The sequence below is a fragment of the Synechococcus sp. CBW1002 genome (assembly GCF_015840915.1).
Classification (GTDB): domain Bacteria; phylum Cyanobacteriota; class Cyanobacteriia; order PCC-6307; family Cyanobiaceae; genus CBW1002.
Map to the genome: position 1 here is coordinate 1,560,887 of NZ_CP060398.1, position 20,667 is coordinate 1,581,553.

At 62.1% G+C, this 20,667-nt stretch carries 16 protein-coding genes and 2 pseudogenes; 9 read left to right on the top strand and 9 right to left on the bottom strand.

Annotated elements, in window-relative coordinates:
• Positions 1 to 340 precede the first annotated feature (340 nt).
• Positions 341 to 1,684 carry a cation:proton antiporter gene (locus tag H8F24_RS07420; RefSeq protein ID WP_231598252.1) on the bottom strand — a complete coding sequence of 448 codons (1,344 nt, stop codon included), beginning with the start codon at positions 1,682 to 1,684 and terminating at the stop codon, positions 341 to 343.
• 170 nt (positions 1,685 to 1,854) lie between these two features.
• Between H8F24_RS07420 and H8F24_RS07425 the strand changes: the two genes are divergently transcribed.
• Positions 1,855 to 3,402 carry an IS1182 family transposase gene (locus H8F24_RS07425; protein WP_197169597.1) on the top strand — a complete coding sequence of 516 codons (1,548 nt, stop codon included), beginning with the start codon at positions 1,855 to 1,857 and terminating at the stop codon, positions 3,400 to 3,402.
• Between the two features lie 223 nt (positions 3,403 to 3,625).
• On the opposite strand, the gene H8F24_RS07430 is transcribed toward H8F24_RS07425, so the two are convergent.
• Positions 3,626 to 5,053 carry a cytochrome-c peroxidase gene (locus H8F24_RS07430; protein ID WP_197171606.1) on the bottom strand — a complete coding sequence of 476 codons (1,428 nt, stop codon included), beginning with the start codon at positions 5,051 to 5,053 and terminating at the stop codon, positions 3,626 to 3,628.
• 636 nt (positions 5,054 to 5,689) lie between these two features.
• Here H8F24_RS07430 and H8F24_RS07435 point away from each other — a divergent pair.
• The 4 genes from H8F24_RS07435 to H8F24_RS07450 all read left to right on the top strand — a co-directional run bounded on the left by H8F24_RS07435 (position 5,690) and on the right by H8F24_RS07450 (position 9,904).
• Positions 5,690 to 7,033, top strand: a complete 1,344-nt coding sequence (locus H8F24_RS07435; protein WP_231597702.1) for an IS110 family transposase — start codon at positions 5,690 to 5,692, stop codon at positions 7,031 to 7,033.
• Between the two features lie 99 nt (positions 7,034 to 7,132).
• Positions 7,133 to 7,642 carry a transposase gene (locus H8F24_RS07440; RefSeq protein ID WP_197157219.1) on the top strand — a complete coding sequence of 170 codons (510 nt, stop codon included), beginning with the start codon at positions 7,133 to 7,135 and terminating at the stop codon, positions 7,640 to 7,642.
• Entirely contained in the window at positions 7,639 to 8,697 is a 1,059-nt protein-coding gene (locus H8F24_RS07445; RefSeq protein WP_197169602.1) for an IS3 family transposase, read from the top strand. The genes H8F24_RS07440 and H8F24_RS07445 overlap by 4 nt, the downstream gene beginning before the upstream one ends.
• A 223-nt stretch (positions 8,698 to 8,920) precedes the next feature.
• Positions 8,921 to 9,904, top strand: coding sequence for an IS5 family transposase (locus H8F24_RS07450; RefSeq protein WP_197152793.1), 984 nt, complete (start codon positions 8,921 to 8,923; stop codon positions 9,902 to 9,904).
• Positions 9,905 to 10,184: 280 nt separating this feature from the next.
• Here the strand turns inward: H8F24_RS07450 and H8F24_RS07455 are convergent, their stop codons facing one another.
• Positions 10,185 to 10,409 (bottom strand): hypothetical protein, encoded by a 225-nt coding sequence (locus H8F24_RS07455; protein ID WP_197171608.1) that lies wholly within the window; start codon positions 10,407 to 10,409, stop codon positions 10,185 to 10,187.
• Between the two features lie 133 nt (positions 10,410 to 10,542).
• On the opposite strand from H8F24_RS07455, the gene H8F24_RS07460 reads away from it, so the two are divergent.
• Positions 10,543 to 10,824, top strand: a complete 282-nt coding sequence (locus tag H8F24_RS07460) for a hypothetical protein (protein ID WP_197152796.1) — start codon at positions 10,543 to 10,545, stop codon at positions 10,822 to 10,824.
• Between the two features lie 318 nt (positions 10,825 to 11,142).
• Here H8F24_RS07460 and H8F24_RS07465 read toward each other — a convergent pair.
• The 6 genes and pseudogenes from H8F24_RS07465 to H8F24_RS07490 form a co-directional block, all read right to left on the bottom strand.
• Positions 11,143 to 11,445: pseudogene (locus tag H8F24_RS07465) on the bottom strand (transposase); the annotation flags it as partial.
• Between the two features lie 153 nt (positions 11,446 to 11,598).
• Positions 11,599 to 12,630: an IS110 family transposase gene (locus H8F24_RS07470; protein WP_370594783.1), complete on the bottom strand. Its 1,032-nt coding sequence runs from the start codon at positions 12,628 to 12,630 to the stop codon at positions 11,599 to 11,601.
• Between the two features lie 267 nt (positions 12,631 to 12,897).
• Positions 12,898 to 13,731: pseudogene (locus H8F24_RS07475) on the bottom strand (IS5 family transposase); the annotation flags it as partial.
• A 180-nt stretch (positions 13,732 to 13,911) separates the two neighbouring features.
• Positions 13,912 to 15,018, bottom strand: coding sequence for a fatty acid desaturase (locus tag H8F24_RS07480; RefSeq protein WP_231598171.1), 1,107 nt, complete (start codon positions 15,016 to 15,018; stop codon positions 13,912 to 13,914).
• A gap of 74 nt (positions 15,019 to 15,092) precedes the next feature.
• Positions 15,093 to 16,445 carry a hypothetical protein gene (locus tag H8F24_RS07485; protein ID WP_197157381.1) on the bottom strand — a complete coding sequence of 451 codons (1,353 nt, stop codon included), beginning with the start codon at positions 16,443 to 16,445 and terminating at the stop codon, positions 15,093 to 15,095.
• Positions 16,442 to 17,455, bottom strand: a complete 1,014-nt coding sequence (locus H8F24_RS07490; RefSeq protein ID WP_197157380.1) for a substrate-binding domain-containing protein — start codon at positions 17,453 to 17,455, stop codon at positions 16,442 to 16,444. The genes H8F24_RS07485 and H8F24_RS07490 overlap by 4 nt, the downstream gene beginning before the upstream one ends.
• 75 nt (positions 17,456 to 17,530) lie before the next feature.
• Here H8F24_RS07490 and H8F24_RS07495 point away from each other — a divergent pair, with 75 nt between their 5' ends.
• The 3 genes from H8F24_RS07495 (at position 17,531) to H8F24_RS07505 (ending at position 20,650) form a co-directional block, all read left to right on the top strand.
• Positions 17,531 to 19,285: a VWA domain-containing protein gene (locus H8F24_RS07495; RefSeq protein ID WP_231598172.1), complete on the top strand. Its 1,755-nt coding sequence runs from the start codon at positions 17,531 to 17,533 to the stop codon at positions 19,283 to 19,285.
• Positions 19,286 to 19,299: 14 nt separating this feature from the next.
• A complete protein-coding gene (locus H8F24_RS07500; RefSeq protein WP_197157375.1) occupies positions 19,300 to 20,049 on the top strand; it encodes a hypothetical protein in 750 nt (249 codons plus the stop codon).
• A gap of 115 nt (positions 20,050 to 20,164) precedes the next feature.
• Positions 20,165 to 20,650: a hypothetical protein gene (locus H8F24_RS07505; protein ID WP_197157373.1), complete on the top strand. Its 486-nt coding sequence runs from the start codon at positions 20,165 to 20,167 to the stop codon at positions 20,648 to 20,650.
• Positions 20,651 to 20,667 lie beyond the last annotated feature (17 nt).

Sequence of the window (20,667 nt, forward strand, 5' to 3'; positions counted from 1 at the left end):
GGGCCAGCTCCAGATGTTACTCTCAGCTCGGTTATGGATTCTTGGCAGACTGTTGATATACAAGATCTAAACCTTGCTTGGATCTTCTGACCTGAATATTGGCATTGGGTGCAGTTAGAGGAACCATGCCGACGTTGATCCTTCCAGTGTGAACGAGAGAGTGCAGCTTACCACAAAACGCAACAGGTAAGAATTGCCATGAAATGAAATCCTAATACAACCTTGAGAGAGGTAATCTATGTAGACCGTGAGCAAGGAGGAGCTTTCAATGGCCTGACAGCAATACAAGCAAATGCGTGGAAAATATGACTTCATAGAGCAACTGACTAATATCACCGAATTACAACTGAGAACTCGTAGCATCCAATTTCAAGCCTGATCTTAGTCCCATTCGAATCAGCAGTGGCTGCAACAAGAGATCCAAAAGAACCACGATATACAGCATCGCAAGGATTTGCTCACCCAACTGATTGGCAATCGTGGCTGTCACACCACTGATATGCGGGAGCTCTTCAGTCAATGACAGCGCCATTGCTAAAGGTACTGCAGCCCGCAATCCAAAACCGGCAACTACGAAGCGATCGGGCCATGAGAATACTTTGGAAGGTAGCAGCACGGTAAGCGTCAGCAGTCGTGCAATGGGAACCACAATCGCAAGGAGAAAGCCAAGCGGCAACACCGAAACAATCGCCTCAGGTCTGACTAAGAAACCGAGCAAAAGTAGAACAGTGATTTCGGCGGCAGTATTAAAGGGATGCATCACCCTTCCTAGAGCCTGCTGCTCAAAACGATTGATTCGATAACGACCATTTGAGAGCATTACACCAGCCACAAATACCGCCACTAGTCCCCCGCCTCCGAGGATCTGACCTAAGCCATAACTAACGAAGGCAAGCGCAACTGCAACCAACAACAACATCGGCTCAGAACGCACAATCGCATCGATGAATCGCGGTGCTAATGCACCGACCAACAAGCCAGCAAGCAGACCGGCGACTACATGAAGGCCAACAGCTCCAAACTGATCCATCGCGCCAATTGCCAAGAGCCCTTGAACGGCATGGTGATCCCCATGTGATTGGTCTTTCAGCAAACCAGCCAGGAATCCAAAGCCCAGCAAGGTAACGATGGTGCTCACCGCAACTTCAAATTGCAAAAGATGAGTCAAGCGTGCACGAATGGGATGAGCCAACGCCACAAACAGATCGTCGATCGCTCCGCTGTCGGTTGCTCCAAGGCATGTCATCGCAAGCACGGCAACGGCTGGGGGCAAGCCAGGGGCCAACAACGGGGTTAACATCAGTAGCGTTAAGGCGGTGATAGCAACAGTCAGCGCGACGCCACCACAACCAAGCGCGAGACCAGTACTGGCTTGACCGCGGATCCGGCGCAGGTCGGTCTTCAGACCGGCGTAAAAAATCAATAGGGCAAGGCTGACCCTGTGCAAGGTCTCGACATGCACTGCGTCAAGCCACTGAGATTGAGTCAACCAATCACTGGGGATGACCAGCCCCAGCAGCAAAATGGCAGCGGCACCGGGTAAGCGCAAGTTAGCGGCAAGCCGATCCACAGCAAGTGCCAGCATGTAGATCGCCCCAAGGCCGAGAAAAAAGCCACGAGGAAGAAGCGTGCCCTGCAGATGAGGACTGGAGGCTGTCGTGGCAAGCAAAAACTTGTAATGCACCAAAGTCTGTGATAGAAACATTCCAATCATCGTCATGCGCCTGCTTGCATCAGGATATCGCAATAACTAGGAGCCTGTCGCGCATAGATCAGCACCCAGTCTCTCCACAGCCGCCCATCAATCTGCCCAGATCCCAGTGACTGCAATGGATCTGGGCGATACACTCGGGCATGCAGAAGCGCAAGACCTTTCGCCCCTGGCAGCCGCAGCAGGCCACCCTGCTGCCGCCGTCACCGCGTGAGTGGCTCTCAGAAGACCACCAGGTGTATTTCCTGCTGGACCTGGTGGATGAGCTGGATCTCTCCGCGATCCTCGTACCCGCTCAGGCCAAGGACCCCCGCGGAGAGAAGGGATTCGATCCACGCATGATGACGATGCTGCTGCTTTACGCCTACTGCGTGGGCATCGTCTCCTCCAGGAAGATCGAGCGGGCCTGCTACGAGGATCTGGCATTCCGCGTGCTGACCGGCAACCAGCAGCCGGACCACAGCCGAATCAGCGAGTTCCGCCGGCGCAACCTTGATGCCCTCAAGGGCCTGTTTATTCAGATCCTGCGCCTGTGCCAGAAGGCGGGGATGGTGAGCCTGGGCCATGTGGCCCTCGATGGCACCAAGGTGCAGGCCAATGCCTCCAAGCACAAGGCGATGAGCCACGAGCGGATGCTCAGGGCGGAGAAGGAGCTCCAGAAGGAAATCAACGCCTTGATCCGCAAGGCCGAGATCCTGGATGCCCAGGAAGACCGGCGCTACGGCAAAGGAAACCTGGGCAGTGAACTTCCCGATGAGCTGCGCCACAAGCAGGGCCGCCTCGCAAAAATCCGTCAGGCCCGCAAGGAGATGGAGGCGGAAACCGCTGCAGCTGCAGCGCGGCAGCGGCAGGAGGAAGCCGAGAAGGCCAGAGCCAAAGCGACCGCAGCCGAGGAATCGGATGGATCGGCCCCTGAGCAGGCCGAGCTGAACAGGAAAGCGGAAGCCGCAGCGGCAAAGGCAGCAGCGGCGGGGGACAAAGCCATCGAGGCCGCCGAGAGCGCTGGCCTCGAGCCACCAGATCTGGAGCCACTCGCCTCTGACGCGATGCCCAGGCGTGGTCTGGCGAGAAAGGCTGACGGCACACCGACGGCCAAGACCCAACGGAATTTCACAGATTCCGACAGCCACCTCATGCAGTCCGGCGGCACCTACCTGCAGGGCTACAACTGCCAGCTGGCGGTCGACAGTGACCACCAGGTGATCGTGGCGGTGGGCGTCAGCAACCAGCCACCGGACGTGGAGCACCTGGAGCCCATGCTGGAGCGGATCGCCGCCAGCGCCGGTGAACTGCCGGACGTGATGACGATGGATGCGGGCTACTGGAGCGACGACAACGCAGGTCACTGTGAGGACCTTGGCATTGACGCCTACATCGCCACCGGCCGTCTGCCGCATGGGAAGCCGCCACCGCCACAGCGAGGACCGCTGCCCAGAGATGCCGACGCCAGAACCCGCATGGCCCGCAAGATCAGAAGCAAGAAGGGATCCAGGATCTACGCCCAGCGCAAAGCGATCGTGGAGCCGGTGAACGGCCAGATCAAGGAAGGCCGGGGCCTGCGGCGGTTTCTCTTGCGGGGCCTGGAGAAGGTCGATGGTGAATGGCATCTGATCGCTGCCACCCACAACCTGCTCAAGTTGTTCCGGTACAGGCGATCACAGCAGCAGCTCTGGGCAGCAGCGACGGGATGAGGGGTAGAGACCCTGGCAATGCCGCCAGGGCTGAGTCAACCTCGCCCCAATGAACCAGCTCAGCGGGAGAGGTAGACCTCAGAGCTCACCTCACCGGGATTCGTCGTGACCAGGGGCTCGCTGCTCTATTGGCAACAAACTCCTAGGGCAATTGGCAATGCTCCATTCCATACTGAGGACAGACGAGCAATGCCTACTGCATGATCCCAAGGAAAAAAATCAATCAACGCTGTTGGTCTGACAGTGCTGCAAGGAAAGCAACGAGATCAGTCTGTTCAGCAGAACTGAGCTTCAAGTTGCCGAGCTCAGTTTTGTTGACTGTTTCTGGGTATTCCGGCTCTGGCCAGCAACCCTGCCTTTCTGCATCCTCTACGGGCGTCCAGGAACTTTCACAACGCGGCTTAACATCGCGTGTGTTGTAGAAATCAATAACCTGCCCTAGTGTTTTGAAGTAACCATTATGCATGTAGGCCCTAACAAATTGAGGATCCGGTTTTCGTGCCACATTACGGACAGTTGGAACCTTGAATTTACCCATCTCTTCAGAAGCGGATTCACGGTAGCTATCCTGCGTGAGAAGAAATCCTCCCAGTCCTAAGTCAACCCAATCCTCACCTTGGCTATTAATCCAAGAAGAGCGATAAATCGGATTGGAAGGGTTACGAGGAATTCCGAGATTGTCATACGTATAATCTGTAAACAGAGGCTTGACACCATTAATATTGGTCTGGGCTGAATGGCACAAGGCACACTTTGCCTTGCCATTAAAAAGAGATAGACCTCGCTTCTCGCTAGCAGAAAGCGAAGCTCTATGTTGGATGTAAGCATCGTAGCGAGAACTGAATGGGCTCATCTCACTGGAGCCCTCATAAGCCATCAACGCCAATGCAATGTTGGTGTAAGCCACCTGGATCAATGAGTCGTCCGAAAAGTGCCGTGTCGCTTGATCTAGTCGAACACTCCCCGTGACTGATTCACACTGACTTTCAATATCCTTGGGCCAGCGGATGAGATCTATGCGCGAACCAAAGATCGACTGATAAGTGGTTGGATACTGTTCCTTGCGTGGTGGATGCACAACGCGGTAAACAATGCAGGCAGGAGCAGGTAGCTGACCTTCCAGGGTGCCAATCGCTGGTTGTGTCGCCTGCTCCTGACTGGCGCGTCCAGTCATGAAACCGGTGGCGCGTCCATCCCAGAAATTGCCCCCAACGAAAATAGCTGAGCCGCCTTCATAGAACCGTGACAATGGCGGACTCAAAGCGGAGTAGGCACTGGTCTGCACATTGCGAAAACCAAGTGCATTCTCGGCCGAAGGCTTGAATTCAAAGCCCTGAAAGGCTGAACCTTGATGCACACCAGCTAGTCGATTACCAAGATCGGAGCCTGCTGTCCCCCCTGCGGCAATGGCGTGACAGGTGGCACACGACATATTTCGCTTCAAAGACAGATTCTCATCCTCGAAGATCGACTTCCCGAGAGCAACGAGCTTGCGGTTCTGACCCAGCTGCAACAACGAGGCGTCGGGAGGGATCGGTTCAACAACGGCTGCAGTGGCCGCCAGAGGAACACTGCATAGGCAGAGGATCAAGACGATGACCAGCCTGGTAACGGCGACGAACAGGGATGACCAACGGACGACTTGGGGCACGTGCGGTAGACCTTGGCTAGCGGAACGACTGCAACGACAACAGCACACAGCCAGCCGCACTCCACAATCATTTCTCAAAGATAGGCGAGCGCACTTCAAGGGTCAAGGAATCCCTGAAAAACCCAGTAAACTGCCCTCAAGTCCAAGCTTGAGACTGTCCTGCCCCCCTAGTGTCAGCAAAGAAGTCCGCTCGGTTTGACCCGTCCACCTGGGGGCCCAACCGACGACTATGCAACCGCCCTATGACGCCGCTCTGCGGGAAGCCGTCCGCCTGCGGATGAGCCCTCCGAACCTTGAGAGCGTGGCTGAGATCGCCCGCGACACCGGGATCACGGCGCACCCCCAGTGTCAGCAAACGAACCAGTACGCGCGTACGCCCTCGCGCCCGAAACACCCACGGCCAAGCCAGAGCGCCCTTGCCACTCTGGTCATGAGGACATCGGGCCATGGCCGATGACATCTTTGGAGGCCTGACCCCGAAAGCAAACGTGGCCTGGGATTCGAATTGCGCTCCCTGCCCTGGCGACGGCTCGACTGACCAATGAGTTAGTCGGCCGATCCCGATTAGGAATTTGCTGATTTTAGTGCGCGAATCCTGCCTGATGCCCTCCCGATCACCTAGTGAGTCCTTAAGCCATGGGAGAACCAATTTCAGCAGGCAAGCGCCGAGCTCGTCTGAAAGTCATTAACCCTCGTTCCGCTGGAATTGATGTCGGCAGTAGATTCCACGTTGTTGCTGTTCCTGTCGAGCTTGATCCGAATCCCGTCCGCAAGTTTTCAAGCTTCACAAAGGATCTAATCGCACTCGCCGAATGGCTGCTGGCAGTTGGAATTAGCACCATTGCCATGGAGTCCACTGGAATCTACTGGGTTCCGCTTTACGAGATTCTCTCTGGCAAAGGCATTGACGTCTTTCTTGTTAATGCCAGGCACGCCAAGAATGTTCCGGGCCGCAAGACGGATATCAACGATGCACAATGGCTTCAGCAGCTCCACAGCTACGGCCTGGTGAGAGCAAGCTTTCGTCCAGACCAAAAAATCACAGAACTACGCTCATATCTGCGGCAGCGTGATCAACTTGTTCGATACCGCTCGTCTCATCAGCAACACATCCAGAAGGCGCTGATGCTTATGAATCTTCAGCTTCATCATGTTGTCAGAGATATCAGCGGACTAACCGGTAGGCGAATCATCGATGCCATACTTTCAGGTGAGAGGGACCCCGAAAGACTCGCTTCTCTCCGAGACAGACGCTGCAAGGAGAGCGCGGCAACAATTGCGGCTGCTCTTGAGGGGAACTACCAAGACGATCACTTGTTCTCTTTGAAGATCGCAGTTGAGCTCTTTGACACCTATTCAGAGAAGATCAGGGCCTGCGAGCTTGCGGCACAATCATTGATGACAGAGCTTGCCGGCTCGGACTATCAAGATCCAGGCAGTCAACCTGGGGATTGGAAGATATGCGGACATGGCTTTGCATTTAACCCAACCCACCTAATTCAAGCCTTGTCAGGCCACAATCTTCTAAGGCTTCCGGGATTAGGACCAACAACAGTTCTCACGCTCATTAGTGAGTGTGGGTTGGACATGAAGCGCTGGCCCAGTGCCCAGCATTTTGTGTCATGGCTGGGACTCAGTCCTCAGAACAGGATCTCAGGGGGAAAGGTACTTTCTTCACGAACACGACAGGGCACTACGCGAGCAGGTAGTGCCTTTTGGATGGCTGCCGTACCGCTGGGAAGAACGAATACTGCACTGGGTGCTTTTCAACGTCGTCTGGCAGCACGTGCCGGAAAGAGTAAAGCATTAATTGCTACTGCCCGAAAGCTTGCCATTCTTTACTACAAGACGCTCCGTGATGGTTTGGTATATCAGGATCCCGGTGCTGCCGCATATCAGGAGGAATCAAGGGATCGTCAGATTCGTGGTCTCCAGCGACGCGCCATTGCCCTTGGTTTTCAACTTGTTGCCTCTGCTTGAGGTGTGGTCAGTCAGCCGAGATCCCTGTTGGCCGTTGGTGTTTCTTAGGAAGAAGTCCGCTCGGTTTGACCCGTCCACCTGGGGGCCCAACCGACGACTATGCAACCGCCCTATGACGCCGCTCTGCGGGAAGCCGTCCGCCTGCGGATGAGCCCTCCGAACCTTGAGAGCGTGGCTGAGATCGCCCGCGACACCGGGATCACGGCGCAGACCATCTACAACTGGCGGAGCCAGTGGCAGAAGCAGGGCCAGCTGGTGCCTGCCACGAACCGGCCGCCGGAGCAGTGGAGCGCTGCCGACAAGCTGGCAGCCGTGATCCAGGCCGCAGGACTGAACGGAAGCGAGCTCGGGTCGTTCTGCAGGGAGCGGGGGCTGTACCCCAAGCAGGTTGCCCGTTGGCGCCAGGCCGCCGAGGATGCCAATGGCCCCAGCGCGCCGAGCATGGCTGATCAGCGGGAACTGCAACGCAAGAATCAGGAACTGGTCCGGCGGAATCGCCAGCTGGAGCGTGAATTGCAGAAGAAAGAAAAAGCACTGACAGAAGCGGCGACGTTGTTGATGCTCTCAAAAAAGTTCAACCAGATCTTTCAACCGGACGAGGATCCTTGATTCCGTCTGGCGATCGCGGTGCGATCGTCGCGCTTCTACAGGAAGGCATCAGTCGTGGCCTTTCGGCCAAGGCCATTGCTGATCTTTTCGGCCTGGCGACACGCACGCTGAGGCGATGGGGCTTGATGATTCGGACCCAGGGATTCAGCTGCGATCAACGCAAGGGAGCGTCCAGGCATGTCATGCATCGTTTCAGCGAGGAGGAGCGCCAACAGGTGTTGTCCACTGTCAACGATCCACGCTTTGCCGATCTCACGCCTGGTCAGATCGTGGCGATCCTTGCCGAGGAGGGAGTCTACGTGGGATCGGAGTCAACGATTTACCGCATCATGCGCCAGGAAGGCCTGTTAAATCATCGCGGCAGGAGCCGCCCACCGCGGGAGCCAAGAGAGCCACCCGTGCTGGAGGCAACGGGCATCCATCAAGTGCTGGCCTGGGATATCACCCTGTTGCCGGGGCCTGCGAAGGGTCAGTTCTACTACCTTTATATGGTGATGGATGTGTGGAGCCGGCGCATCCTTGGCGTTGAGGTGCACGATCGTGAATGCGGCGAACTGGCCAAGCACTTCTTTGATCGTGTCTGCCGTGATGAAGGGATCAGCTCGGGGTCGACCACGATCCTGCACGCCGATAACGGAGCACCCATGCGCTCCTACACCTTGGCCGCCAAGCTGGCCGAGCTCGGCATCTCCCTGTCATTCTCGCGGCCGCGGGTGAGCAATGACAACGCCTACGTTGAGTCATGGTTCCGAACCATGAAATATCACCAGAGCTATCCAGTGCGTCGTTTCCGGGATCTTCTCTCAGTGCGTGCCTGGGTCGATGGTTTTGTTGACTGGTACAACGCTGAGCATCGTCACAGCGGCATCAAGTATGTGACGCCCAATCAACGTCACTACGGAGAAGCTGACGCGATCTGCAGAGTCCGTCAGCAGACCTATGAGCAGGCGCGTGCGCAACATCCACGCCGCTGGGCCAGGCCACCTCGCGATTGGGCTCAGCCAACAGTCGTGCGGGTCAACCATCCCAGACCGCAGGACACTGTCGCTGCTTGAAGATCAGAAACCCAGGCCCCAGGGGGTTGTGGTTGGACCGCCCGCAAGAGGCGGGCCGGCCTCAGCCTCCGACCGGGGGCCGGCCGCTCAAGCCTGCGCTCCTGATCAACGCGCGATGACGATCAACATCCGATCTCGAAGCCCATGATCCTCCATCCGGAGTAGGCTTTCTGAGGTACTCAGATCAGTACCCTGAGCGGACATCTTTGCTGATAGGCGCCGGGTGAGCGGATCACTTCAGCTGGGGTTCAGCGATTACGAGCAGGTCTACGCCAAGAAGAAGACGCGGCGGCAGATCTTCCTCGACGAGATGGAAGCGACGATCCCCTGGAATAACTTCCATGCACTGATCCGTCCGGTTTACCACCAGCCATCTGCCAAGGGAGGCAGGCCGCCGTTTCCGTTGGAGGTGATGCTGCGCATTCACTTGCTGCAGCAGTGGTTCACGCTGTCGGATCCGTTGATGGAGGAGATGCTGATCGACACCCCCTGTTTCAGGCGCTTTGTGGGGATCGACATGGTCTCTGAGCGGATTCCAGATGAGACCACGATTCTGAATTTTCGTCATCTGCTCGAGGAGCACGGAATCGGCGAGCAGATTTTCGAGGCGGTCAAGCAGGCGCTCAAGGATCAAGGCGCCCTGCTGCAGGAGGGGACGATCCTCGATGCCACGATCATCCACGCCCCCAGTTCCACCAAGAACAAGAAGTGTGAACGGGACCCGGAGATGCACTCGGTGGCCAAGGGGAACCAGTGGTTTTTCGGCATGCGTTGCCATATCGGAGTGGATGCGGCCTCAGGCTTGGTCCACTCCGTGGTCAGCACCGCCGCCAATGTGCATGAACTGAACACCGCCACCGAGCGGCTGCACGGCGAGGAGAAGATGGTCTACGGAGATTCAGGCCATCTCGGCATTGAGAAGCGCGAGGAATTCGCAGACAGTCCGTGCCAGTTCCGGATCGCCATGAGGCCAGGCCAGCGCCGTGCGCTACCCGATACGGCGGAGGGAAGGCTGGAGGATTTGTTTGAGACGGCCAAAGCTCACCTGCGAGCCAAGGTGGAACATCCCTTTCGGGTGATCAAACGACAATTCGGCTTCCAGAAGACGCGCTACCGAGGCATCAAGAAGAACGATCACAAGCTCAAGATGCTGTTCGCCCTGGCCAACCTCTACAAGATCAGGCAACGAAGACCAGCAACAGCATGAGTGCAGAGGCTCAGTGTGCCTAAAAGCCAGAAATCCTGAACAGAAGACGATGATTCAGGCCGCATGAAGCGATCTAAAGCGCCAGCGATGCAGAATCATCACGTGTAGAGGTCTCATAGACGAGACTGAGACCACTGAACTGAGGAGCGGGGCTTGATCAGAGTTTCCCTAGAGCAATGACCGCTCGAGCCCATCTAGTCGCCGGCGTCGTTCACTCATCGAGCGCAAGGCGCTGGACCGGACGCGCTGCTGCGGGCCAGGGCCTCCGCCAGGGTGGTGTCTACTGCTGCTGGATTCTGTAGCGGGTGCTTGGGTCGGCGGGGTTCTGGATTTGAACGTCACAGCTGATGGTCCCGTCGTCTGCGGTCTTGCAGTTGGTTGGCTTCAGCTCGGTATTAGGTCCGATGAACGGCTGATTGCCCTTCCTGCGGAAGTAGACCTGCCCGTCCTGAGCGAAGGCAGGAGCAGCGAACAGTACGATCGTAAGCAGCTGAATCAGGCGCATCGACCTTTTGAGAGTGCAGCGACCCTAGGCGAAATCACCTCAACCCCCTATAGAGATAGGTGCGGGCGTCACCCCATTGGCTACATCAAAGGCGCTGGCAAGGTCGCGCGTCATGAAGCGGGCGTCGTTGCCCATGTGGACCTCAAGGCTGCGGCCCCGCGGCGCCTCAGGCGGTGACTTTGCGCGGATCGAGCTCACCGGTGCCAGCGCCAGCGAGATGGAGGCCAACCAGTCCTTGGTGACTCGGCTCGGTGGTGATGCCAAGGCTTGGTTGAGTGCCGTGGATTCGGCTCTTGATCGCCAGCAAGTGCCTCTGGCCTGGGCGCTGCTCTTTGCTCCACAGGATCCGCGCTCCAACGACCTTGATGCTCTGCGACGGGAAGTGCTGCAGCGGGGGTGCGGGGATGGCCAATAGGGAGAAATCAAAAACCCCCGAGCAGTGCCCGAGGGTCCTGAACCAATCAACATTCCAATGGCTGTAGATGGTCGAAGCTGCTGGCGTTGGCGCCTGGGGCCGAACGTTCCAGGTGTGGGCCGTTTTGATCTCTTAGGAGTTTGCAGAAAAACCGTCTGACGAGGCGCGTTTTTCCTTCCGGAGAACTGATCACACGCCGGAAGGGCCCGGGTTCAGCAAATCAGCGGATCAGAACGCACGATGTTTTGCGTTTTGCTCTGTTGGGTCTGTCTGATCCCTGCCGCCTGGTCACACTTCGGGGCAACGACCTTTTCATGGTCATGCCGCTGCCATCGCTGGCTTGAGCAGGTTGCCCAGCCGGATCAGGTTGTAGGCGATCACATGCAGGCCAAACACCGCATTGACGTTCTCAGTGCCGCGCACTTTGAATTGGCGCAGCCCGCCCCACTGCTTGATCCAACCAAACACCTTCTCGATGCCGCGGCGGGCGTTGATCGACTTGGCGTAGCCCTTGTGGCGAGTGGTGCGGACATCGATCGCAGAACCACCAGGCCGAGCTGTGTTCTGCGCCACGTGCGGTGTCACGCCACGCCGCCGCATCTGGGCGACAAAGCCCCGGGTGATGCTCGTATAGATCGTCAACCCCCCTGGCGCAGCTTTTCGCCAATGCCGTGACGGAGAGGCGGCCGGCTCTTCATCCGCCAACCAGCCCGCCCGCAATGGAGGAGCGGGCGGGCTGGTTGGCGGGAGCCTGGGCTGTTGCCCCCTGGGGGCTCATGCCTTCTTCAACCGCACGGCTGGACCACCCATGAGGATTCGAAACACCTCGCGGGCAATGAACCGCTTGAGGCAGCGGAGGATCTCCGCTTTCGAGAGCCCCTCCTCTGTTCGACGCTCGGCATAGGCCTGGGTCTGCTCGTCCCATCGCAGCCGCACCACCGCGATCCGGTGCAGTGCCGCATTGGCCTGACGGTTGCCGCCCCGATTCAGGCGATGTCGGTGGGTCTTACCAGAGCTTGCTGGTAGGGGATTAACGCCGCAGAGCGCTGCAAAACTGGCGTCGCTGCGCAGGCGCTCCGGGTTATCCCCAGTCGCGGTGAGCAGAGTGGCGGCGTTGTCGACTCCCACGCCAAAGGTCTGGCGCAGAGCGGGACAAACAGCCTGGGTGAGCTGATCAAGGTCGTCCCGCAACCCTGCGATTTCCACTTCCAGGGCCAGAACCCGGCGAGCCAGGGTTCGCAGTGCCCGTTTGGCGGCGGCCAGCGGAGCATCCAGCGGGCCTGGCCTCAGGGCCGAGCAGGCCCGGATCAGGGCGCTGCGGTGCAGAGGCTCCAGCCGCTCGCGCAGGGCCGCCGGAGCGGTCACCAGAATCGCTTTGATCTGGTTGATCGCCCGGGTGCGGCTGCCGGTGGCCGAATCCTTGGCGCACTTGAGCATCCGGATCATTTCCACCCTTTCGCCGCCTGCCTTGGGTGTCACCGTGGCCGTGCCGGCGATCCACGCTCGGGCAGCGGCCTCGGCATCGATGGCGTCATTCTTGCCGAGGCGGCGCCTGGTGGAGCGATCGGGGCGGTTCACCTCGACGACCTCGTAGCCAGCATCGACAAGCTCACGGCACAGCCCGGCTCCGAAAGAACCGGTGCCCTCGACGGCAAAGACCGGCGTGTAGCCGAATTGCTCAGTCCAGGTCATCAGCTCGTCATAGCCCCTTCGGGTTGTGGGAATCCGGAAGTCGCCGAGCCTGCCGCCGTTGGGAGCCAGGGCCACAGCCACATGGATGTCCTTGTGGGTGTCGACGCCGATCACAACATCAGGCGCCCGCTGATGAACGGACTGTGTCAGGGTTGCTGATGCCATCGATGCCAGATGGTGGTGGGGAGAAGCGATCAGCGGGGAGGTCGGACAGGACTGTGATGGGGCCTCTTGACCAGGCTCGTATCAGGTCACGACACTTCTCCGTTGATCGGCCCCATCAATGCAGATCGACAGATCACGCAGAAAGGCACTGAGCTGGCCAGGCCGGTCGTAGTTCGAGTCAGATCTGCTGATGATGGGGTTGCCAGGATCATCACAGTCGTAGTTCTTGTCGGCGCCGACGGTCTTCTGGTGGGCACCGGTGAGGTCTGCTGCCATCTCTTTGGCGGCATCCCGCTCACCGGTGCCCGTGGCCTGGGTGACGCGGCAATCGACGATCAGGTCGTGGCGGTTGTCCATGAGGACATGGCCCCGATAGCTCAGCTGCGCTGGATGGGCATTCGATTTCCGGGCCAGCCGTGCCTCAGGATCGGTGCTGGAGCGGTGGGTCTCGTTGCTGAGCTTGATGCCGCGAAAGTCCCCTTTGGCGCGCTTCTTTCCCTCTTTGGGAGCACCGAATCCTTCGCCAGGACCTGTGGGCGGAGGCGGAGGATCCTCCTGGCCATCGATCCGCTCCAAGGAAGCGTGTGACGCCCAGGCCTGGAGCAACGTGCCGTCCACCGAAAAGTGCTCGTCACTGAGCAGCGGTTTGACCTCGGGTGCTCCCATCAGCTTCTCCAGGAACAGCCCCATGACGTCGTCAGTGAGGAGCCGATCACGATTCTTGGTGAATGTGGTCGGATGCCAGATCGCATCGTCAGGGCTCAAGCCCACAAACCAGCGGAACAGCAGGTTGTAGTGGACCTGCTCCAGCAGCAGCCTCTCGGAGCGGATGCCGTAGAACGCCTGCAACAACGAGGCCAGCAGCAGCTGCTCTGGCGGCACCGATGGTCTCCCTTCTGAGGCATACAACCTGCAGAAGGTGGGATTGAGTCGATCGAGGGCCTGATCCGCCAGCTTGCGAATCCGCCTGAGTGGATGGCTGGTCGGGATCCGCTCCTCGATCGAGACGTAGGAGAACAAGGAGCCGCTGCGCTCCTGCTGACCTCGCATCAAACCTGGGGCAGTTGCCCTATTTTCGCAGAGGCGGCGGGGTTTTTCAGTAAACTCCTAACACCCGACGGGAATCGCTGGGATTTTCTATGGGGTCATCCTGCTACCGCTGAGGACGCATCGTGGGTGCCGATCGAGGTCTGCATCGGGCTGTCACAAAAACGCGTCTGCGCCGTGGCTTCACTGGGCAGGGGCGGGCACGGTGGCCAGCCGCTCAGCAGCCGGATCCCAGAGGATGTAGTCGAAGCAGATGGGGATGTCGCCCAGCCGCAGGCGCCTGACGCCGTTGAGCAGATGCTGATTGCGTTGCTGGCAGGCCCGCAGCCGGTAGTTGGGGATGGCGGAGCTGAGGTGGTGGATGGCGTGGCAGCCGATGTCTGCCGAGAACCAGTTGAACAGGGCCGGCAGGTCCAGATCGCTCGTGCCTTCCAGGCAGCCGGCCATTTCGCTCCAGCCCTCGCTGGCATGGGCATAGGAGCCCGGGAAGTTGTGCTGCACGAAGAAGATGCAGATGAAGATGGCGGCGGCGCAGGCCATCACCGGTGAATAGATCAGCCAGAAGGGCCCGGCGCCGATCCACCAGCCCATGCCGACCCACAGGCCGACCACCGCCAGGTTGTTGAGGGCCAGATCGCGGCATTCCTCGGGGCTGTGCCAGTGCCGGGTCGACCCCTGACGGGCGACATCCAGCAGACCCAGCAGCAGGGCCACGCGGGGCTTGATCACCAGATAGAAGAACCCGCCGGGAAACAGCATCAGCGGCTGGCGAATCCGGCCATACCAGCGCTGCTGCGACGGACTGAGCGCGCCGTAGGCCTCGGTGGTGATCAGGGCCGACGGCCCCTGATAGCGCTCCCAGTTGCCGTTGTGCCGGTGGTGAAAGGCATGGCCGCGCGACCAGGGCAGCTGCGGGATGCCGCAGACGATGCCGAGCAGAAAACCAACGGCGCGGTTCACCCTGCGGCTGCGGAACAGGGCGTTGTGGCCGCAGTCGTGCATCAGCGAGAAGCAGCGGGCCAGCAGCAGCACCATCAGGGCGATCACCGGCAGCAGCAGCAACGGCGCCTGCTGCAGGCTCCACACCGCCACCCACCAGAGCAGGCCAAGTGGCACCAGGGTGTTGAGGATCTGCCAGCTGGCGATCCAGTTGGAGGGCGTCATGAAGGGCTTGAGCTCGAAGTCGGCCCTGGTGATGCCCGTGGCGTGTGCGCTTGGCTTGGCCGGCGGCGTCTGCGCTGGCGGCAGGGGGGAGCTCAGAACTGGAGCCGTCGCGGGGCCATGGGTCAAGGGTTCTTACCGAAAAGTCCGATCCATCAGCCTAGGCAGGATTCCAGGGTCGCGTCAGTGGGGTGAGAATTGGCTCAGACCGGTGTGGCGTCGCGCACACTTTCGAACAGGTCGATGTCCCAGGCCACCAGATCGCGGCGGATCGCATCGGCGCGGGGGCGGGGCAACCGCTCGGCCAGGTCTTCGCCGGTGATCACACCGCGGAGCTCGCCGCCGTCTTCCCGCAGGAAGGCCAGGGCATGCCAGGTGAGGATCGCGGCCCCCACGGCGGTGGGATAGGAGATGTAGGTGGCACCGGCATAGGGGCTGTTGAGTAAACCGCGGTAGCGGAGATAGCTCACCCCAACAGTTTCGATCGTGCTCTGGCGATCGTTGCGCACATTTTCGGTGTAGCGGATTTCGGCGGAAGCGGCGAAGTGGGCCCGGCGAATCACCCCCTCGCGCAGATAATCCTCGATCCGCCGCGGTTTGTTCATGCCCGGCAGGATGGCGCGCACCATCGCTTCCACGGTGAGTTCGCTCTGCTGCGGCAGGGTGCGTTTCGACAGCAGATTCAGCTTGAACAGGGCCTTGACCAGCTCCACTTCCGACCCACCGGTGTAGATGCCGATCGAGTCGATCTCGGGGAAGGAGCGATGCAGCGACAGCAGTTCCTCCTGATAGAGCGGGTACTGCCGGGTGGCTGTCACCTCATGGGGAAAGCTGTGCTCGCGCGCGGCGCTGAACGGCTCCAGCACCTGCAGGCGCCCATCCCGCAGCAGGCGAGGCCGCGCCGCCAGTTCCTCCAGGGCCACCAGCGGCGACCAGGAGAAGACGATCTCGTCGGCGTCGATGTCTTCGAGCAGATAGAGATCCACGCTCTCGATCCGCAGATCCCGGCGCCGGGCGGAGCGCAGCTCGTGCAGACGCAGACCGACCAGGAAATTGGTCACCCCCGGCGAGATGCCCAGATTGATCAGGGCGGCCCGGTTGGCGGCGCGGAAGGCGTGATCCAGCCCGTATTGCGCAAAGGTGAGGCTGCGCTCGGTCTCGGCGTCGTACATGTCCGAGGCCAGATCCACGGTGTGGGCGCCCAGCCGCAGGCCCAGCTCCAGCATCGGCAGGTTGAAGATCGGGTTGGCGGCATTGACCAGCAGGTCGATGCCGGCGAAGCGGGCGGCGTGATCGCCTGCCAGGGCAAAGACCGGCGCGAAATCGCTCACCTCCAGGAAGTCGATCCGATCGAACAGGCGCTCGGCGTGGAACAGCGCATCGCGGGCCAGCTCCGTGTTCAGCACCACCACCAGGAACTCCAGCTCCACGCCATCCCGCTCGGCCAGCTCCGCCAGGCAGATCAGCAGGGAGGAGCCCACCGCCCCCAGCCCGAAGAAGGCGATCCGCAGGGTGGGGGCGGCAGGGGTGCTGGTGCCGGAGGGGAGGCTGGTCATGGAACGCTCTGCCACTGGCGCAGCAGGTCTTCGAGGGCTCCGGGGGAGGGGGGCGGCAGGCGGCGCACCCGATCGCCGGCGGGGCTGCCGCCCTGACCGGCCGCATCCCGGAAGCCATGGCGGTTCAGCACGGCACGACCCTCGGCGCCCAGAAGAAACGCCACGAAGCGGCTGCCGTCGGCTTCCCGCCCCTGGCCTTCGCCCCGGCGCACGCCTGCGGCCAGCACCGTCTCCATGGTGGGATCGGGAAACAGCATCCGGTAGCCCCCCGGCCAGCGCCCCTCGGCTTCGCCCTGGCGCTGCAGGGCCGGGGCCTCGTACACAAAGGCGAGATCCCCCTGGTTGGGTCCGCCACTGACGAACTCGCTCAGCAGGATGTCGGTGGAGCGCGCCGGCCGGTAGATGGCCCGCTTCAGCAGCGCCACCGCCTCGCTGCCCGGTTGGTCGCGGGCCCAGAGCGCCAGGGTGAGCTGGCCCGAGTTGGAGCGGAGCGGATCGGTCATGCGCAGATCGATGCTGCCCCAGGCGGGCGGACCGCCGATCGCCTGCCAGCGACCGGCCCGCGCGGCAGCCCGCAGCCGCTCCCAGGAGAACCGGCCATCGGGGAACAGCCGCTTGGCCCGTTCCGGCCAGGCCACCGCCACCAGCAGCGTGCGGGCGATCGGCTGCGGGCTGCCGCGGAAGGCCGGTCCTTCGCCCCGGGCCTGCACCGCCCCGGCGTAGCTCTCGAGCTGGTCGCGGTTCGAGGGGATCAGCACCCGCGGGCGCTCCGGGCCGCCATCGATGCTGGCGTTGATCATGTCCTGGGCACCCAGCACCCGCCAGCGCAGGTCGATGTCGCCATGGCGCGTCTCGAACAGCGGTTCGATCTGCCGCAGCGAGGCCTCCAGCTCCGATCCCACCACCACCAGCAAGGGACGCCGCAGACCCGGTACCGGGGCGGCAGCCAGCAGCACCGCCACAGCGCCGATGCCCAGGGAGAGGAAGCGGCGTCGGCTCAGACGACTCACCGGCTGATCCGGAGATGCCCGGTCAGTCTGCAGCAGAATTCCGCAGCAGAATGGGGGGCAACGGGCCGGGATTCGATGCGCTTCTCCAGCCTGGTGCCCTGCGGTGTGGTCCGCCGCCGCCCCTACTGCCACCGCCACCGCCACCGCCACCGCCACCGCCACCGTTGTACCGCCGCCGCTCTGCTGCTGCTGGCTCCCCTGGCGGGCTGCGGCAGCGGGCCGGGGCAGGAGATCGCCATCCCGATGCTGGTGGGCAGCGCCCTGGGCGGCTTCTGCGAGCAGGCCGCCGCCGCCATCGCCCGCCAGCCGCCCCGGCTCGACGACGGCACCCGGGTGCAGTTGCGCTGCCGCGCCGCCGGCAGCGGTGATGTGGTGAGCGAGATCGAGCGCCACGCCCGGGCCGTGCTGCAGGGCGGTGCTCCGGCCGATGACCCGTCGATCCCGGTGCTGCTCTCGGTGGATGGCGAGATCTACCAGGAGCTGCTGCGCTACCGGCTGCAGCAGCTGGCCCCCAGCCGCGATCTGATTCCGGCTCCGGCCGATGCCCCGGCCCTGGCCAGCAGTCCGATGGTGTTCATGACCACCCCGGCCCTGGCGAAGGGACTGCAGCGCTCCGATCCCTACCAGGCCCTGGCCCGCAGCACCGACCACCGCCAGCTGGATCCGGCGGGGCCGTCGCAGCTGATCCGCTTCGTGCACACGGCGCCGACCCGCTCCAATTCCGGCCTGCAGACCCTGGTGGCGATGTTCGCGGAGGTGGCCGGCAAGCCCCCTGAAGCACTCACCCTGGCGGACGTGAGCCGCCATGCCGCCGGTGTGGCGGCGATCCAGCGGCACATCACCCGCTACGGCAGCTCCACCGATGAACTGGCCCGGGCGATGCAGCGCAACGGCCCCTTCTGGGCGTCGGTGGCCTCGGTCTATGAGTCGTCGGTGGTGGGGGTGAACAGCCGACGCAGCGGCAGCGAGGAGGTGCTGCAGGCCGTGTACCCGGCCGCCACCTACGCCAGCACCATGCGGGCGATCCTGCCGAACGCGCCCTGGGTGTCGCCCCAGGAGAAGGCGGCGGCAGAGCTGCTGATCGAGCGGCTCCAGAGCCCGGAGATCCAGAAGCTGGCGGCGGATCAGGGGTTGCGTCCCGCCAATCCGGCCGTGCCGGCCTCCCGGGTGGTGGCGGCCTATGGCGCCGATCCGCGGGCGGTCTACGACTCCCTGCGGGCGCCGCGCCCGGCGGTGGTGGAGGCGATGATCCGCACCTGGCGGGATCTGGTCAAGAAACCCTCGCGGGTGGCCCTGGTGGTGGACAGCTCCGGCTCGATGAGCGGCGAGAAACTGCCCTCCGCCCAGCGCAGCCTGCAGGCCTACCTGGCCGCCATCGGCCCGCGCGACACCGTGGGTCTGTTCGACTTCGACAATCGCCTGCCGGAGCCGGTGGTGATCCGTGGCGGTCCGGCTGATGCCGCCAAGGGCCAGGCCTTTGTGGCCGGGCTGGTGGCCGATGGCGGCACCCGCCTGCACGATGCCGTGTCCGGTGCCCGCGACTGGCTGCGCCGCAGCCACAAGCCCGGCGAGATCCTGGCGGTGGTGGTGCTCACCGATGGGCGTGACCAGGGCTCGCGCCTCGGCCTCGACGCCCTCAAGGCCGAGCTGAAGCGCAGCGGTTTCGGCGGCGACGAGCGCATCGGTGTGTTCACGATCGGCTACGGCAACCCCGGTGATTTCGACGCTGACGTGCTGCGCCAGATCGCTGAGAGCAACGGCGGCGAGTTCACCCAGGGCAATCCCGAGAGCATCCTGCGCCGGATGGAGGATCTGCAGATGGCCTTCTGAGCCTGGATGCCCCCGTGACCCGCTCTGCCCTTCTGCCCAATCCCCTCGACGATCCCGCGGCCGTGGCCATCGCCTCAGTGGCACTGGTGCTGCTGGTGCGGCTCGGTCTGCTGCCCCTGGCACCGGCCCTGGCGGTGGCGGCGCTGTTCGGCTGGGGCCTGGCCACCCTGCGGCATCGGCGGCGCCATCGCGGCAGCCGCCTGCTGGATGCCCGCCTGCGGCTGCGGATCGATGCAGCGCTGGCGCGCTGCCGGGAGCTGGCGGGGCAGGCGGCGCTGGTGGGTGGCGAGGCGATGGCGCGCTTTCAGGATGCGGCTCACCTGGAGGCCCTGGGCCTGGTCCAGCTCTGCTGCGAGCGGCTGCAGAGCCTGCCGGAGCGGATCGAGCAGCGCCGTCCCCTGCTCGAATCCGGTGGCGGCGTGCTGCTCAGCGCCGAAGACCTGCAGCGGCGCCTCAGGCAGGAGGAGACAGCCCTGCGCCGCGAGGAGGCCGGCCCCCTGCGGCTGGAGCGCCAACGGCTGGTGGAGCAGTTGCGCCGCAACCTGGAGGCGGCCGAACAGGGGATGGACGAGCGCGAAGCCCGGTTGGTCGCCCTCTCCACCCGCCTTGAGCAGATCGATGGCGGCCTGCGGCATCTGCGCCGCCAGGTGGATCGCCAATGGCCCTCCAGCCAGGCCACCGATGCGGCGATGGCCGAGGCCCTCAGGCCCCTCGATGCAGCCCTCGATCAGATCGAACGCCTGCTCGACGAAGGCTCCCGCTGAGCGGGTTCGTCCCTCAGGATTCGGCCTTGGTCGGTGCTGCTGCCCCTTGCCGATTGACGCGGCGGCCTGCGGGACTCACCCTGGCGTTGATGGCGCCGCCTGCAATTCGTCCGTGATGCCGCCGCAACTCCCGACCCTCCAGACCGGCCTTAACGTCTGGATCAGGCGCGGGATCCGGTGTGGGATCAGGGTCTCGGCACTCAGCCTGGCCCTGGCGGCCGTCTCCGCAGCCGAGACCGTTGCGGCAGCCAAGGCCCGCCCGGTGCCAGTGCCGCTGGTGGTGCAGCCAGCCGGCTCCCGGGCGAAGACCCAGCCCCCCACCGCGTCCAAGGCGGAGCTGCCGGGCCTGGGTGCCCGTCAACCGGAGTGGCGCCTCTACGGCCCCCTGCGGGTCGACTGGTCCAGCTGGACCTCGATGGGGGGCAGTGTGGTGGCGCCCACCATCAATTCCAAGGGGCAGACCATCCATCTGTCGGTGAACTGCTCGGTGGGCAAGATCAACGTGGCCGGCGCCAATGGCGTCTGGAGGGGCTGGCAGGCTCCTCAGGTTGATTTCGAAAGACAGCTGGTGAAGGATGCCTGTGCCGCCCGGCGCAGCTGATCCCGATGGGGCGGCTG

Bases quoted from the DNA above. Each gene is read 5' to 3' on its own strand.
- H8F24_RS07460 (WP_197152796.1), top strand. From the start codon at position 10,543: ATGTGGACCTCAAGGCTGCGGCCCCGCGGCGCCTCAGGCGGTGACTTT.
- H8F24_RS07485 (WP_197157381.1), bottom strand. From the start codon at position 16,445: ATGACCAGCCTCCCCTCCGGCACCAGCACCCCTGCCGCCCCCACCCTG.
- H8F24_RS07425 (WP_197169597.1), top strand. From the start codon at position 1,855: ATGCAGAAGCGCAAGACCTTTCGCCCCTGGCAGCCGCAGCAGGCCACC.
- H8F24_RS07505 (WP_197157373.1), top strand. From the start codon at position 20,165: ATGCCGCCGCAACTCCCGACCCTCCAGACCGGCCTTAACGTCTGGATC.
- H8F24_RS07440 (WP_197157219.1), top strand. From the start codon at position 7,133: ATGCAACCGCCCTATGACGCCGCTCTGCGGGAAGCCGTCCGCCTGCGG.
- H8F24_RS07435 (WP_231597702.1), top strand. From the start codon at position 5,690: ATGGGAGAACCAATTTCAGCAGGCAAGCGCCGAGCTCGTCTGAAAGTC.
- H8F24_RS07455 (WP_197171608.1), bottom strand. From the start codon at position 10,409: ATGCGCCTGATTCAGCTGCTTACGATCGTACTGTTCGCTGCTCCTGCC.
- H8F24_RS07495 (WP_231598172.1), top strand. From the start codon at position 17,531: ATGCGCTTCTCCAGCCTGGTGCCCTGCGGTGTGGTCCGCCGCCGCCCC.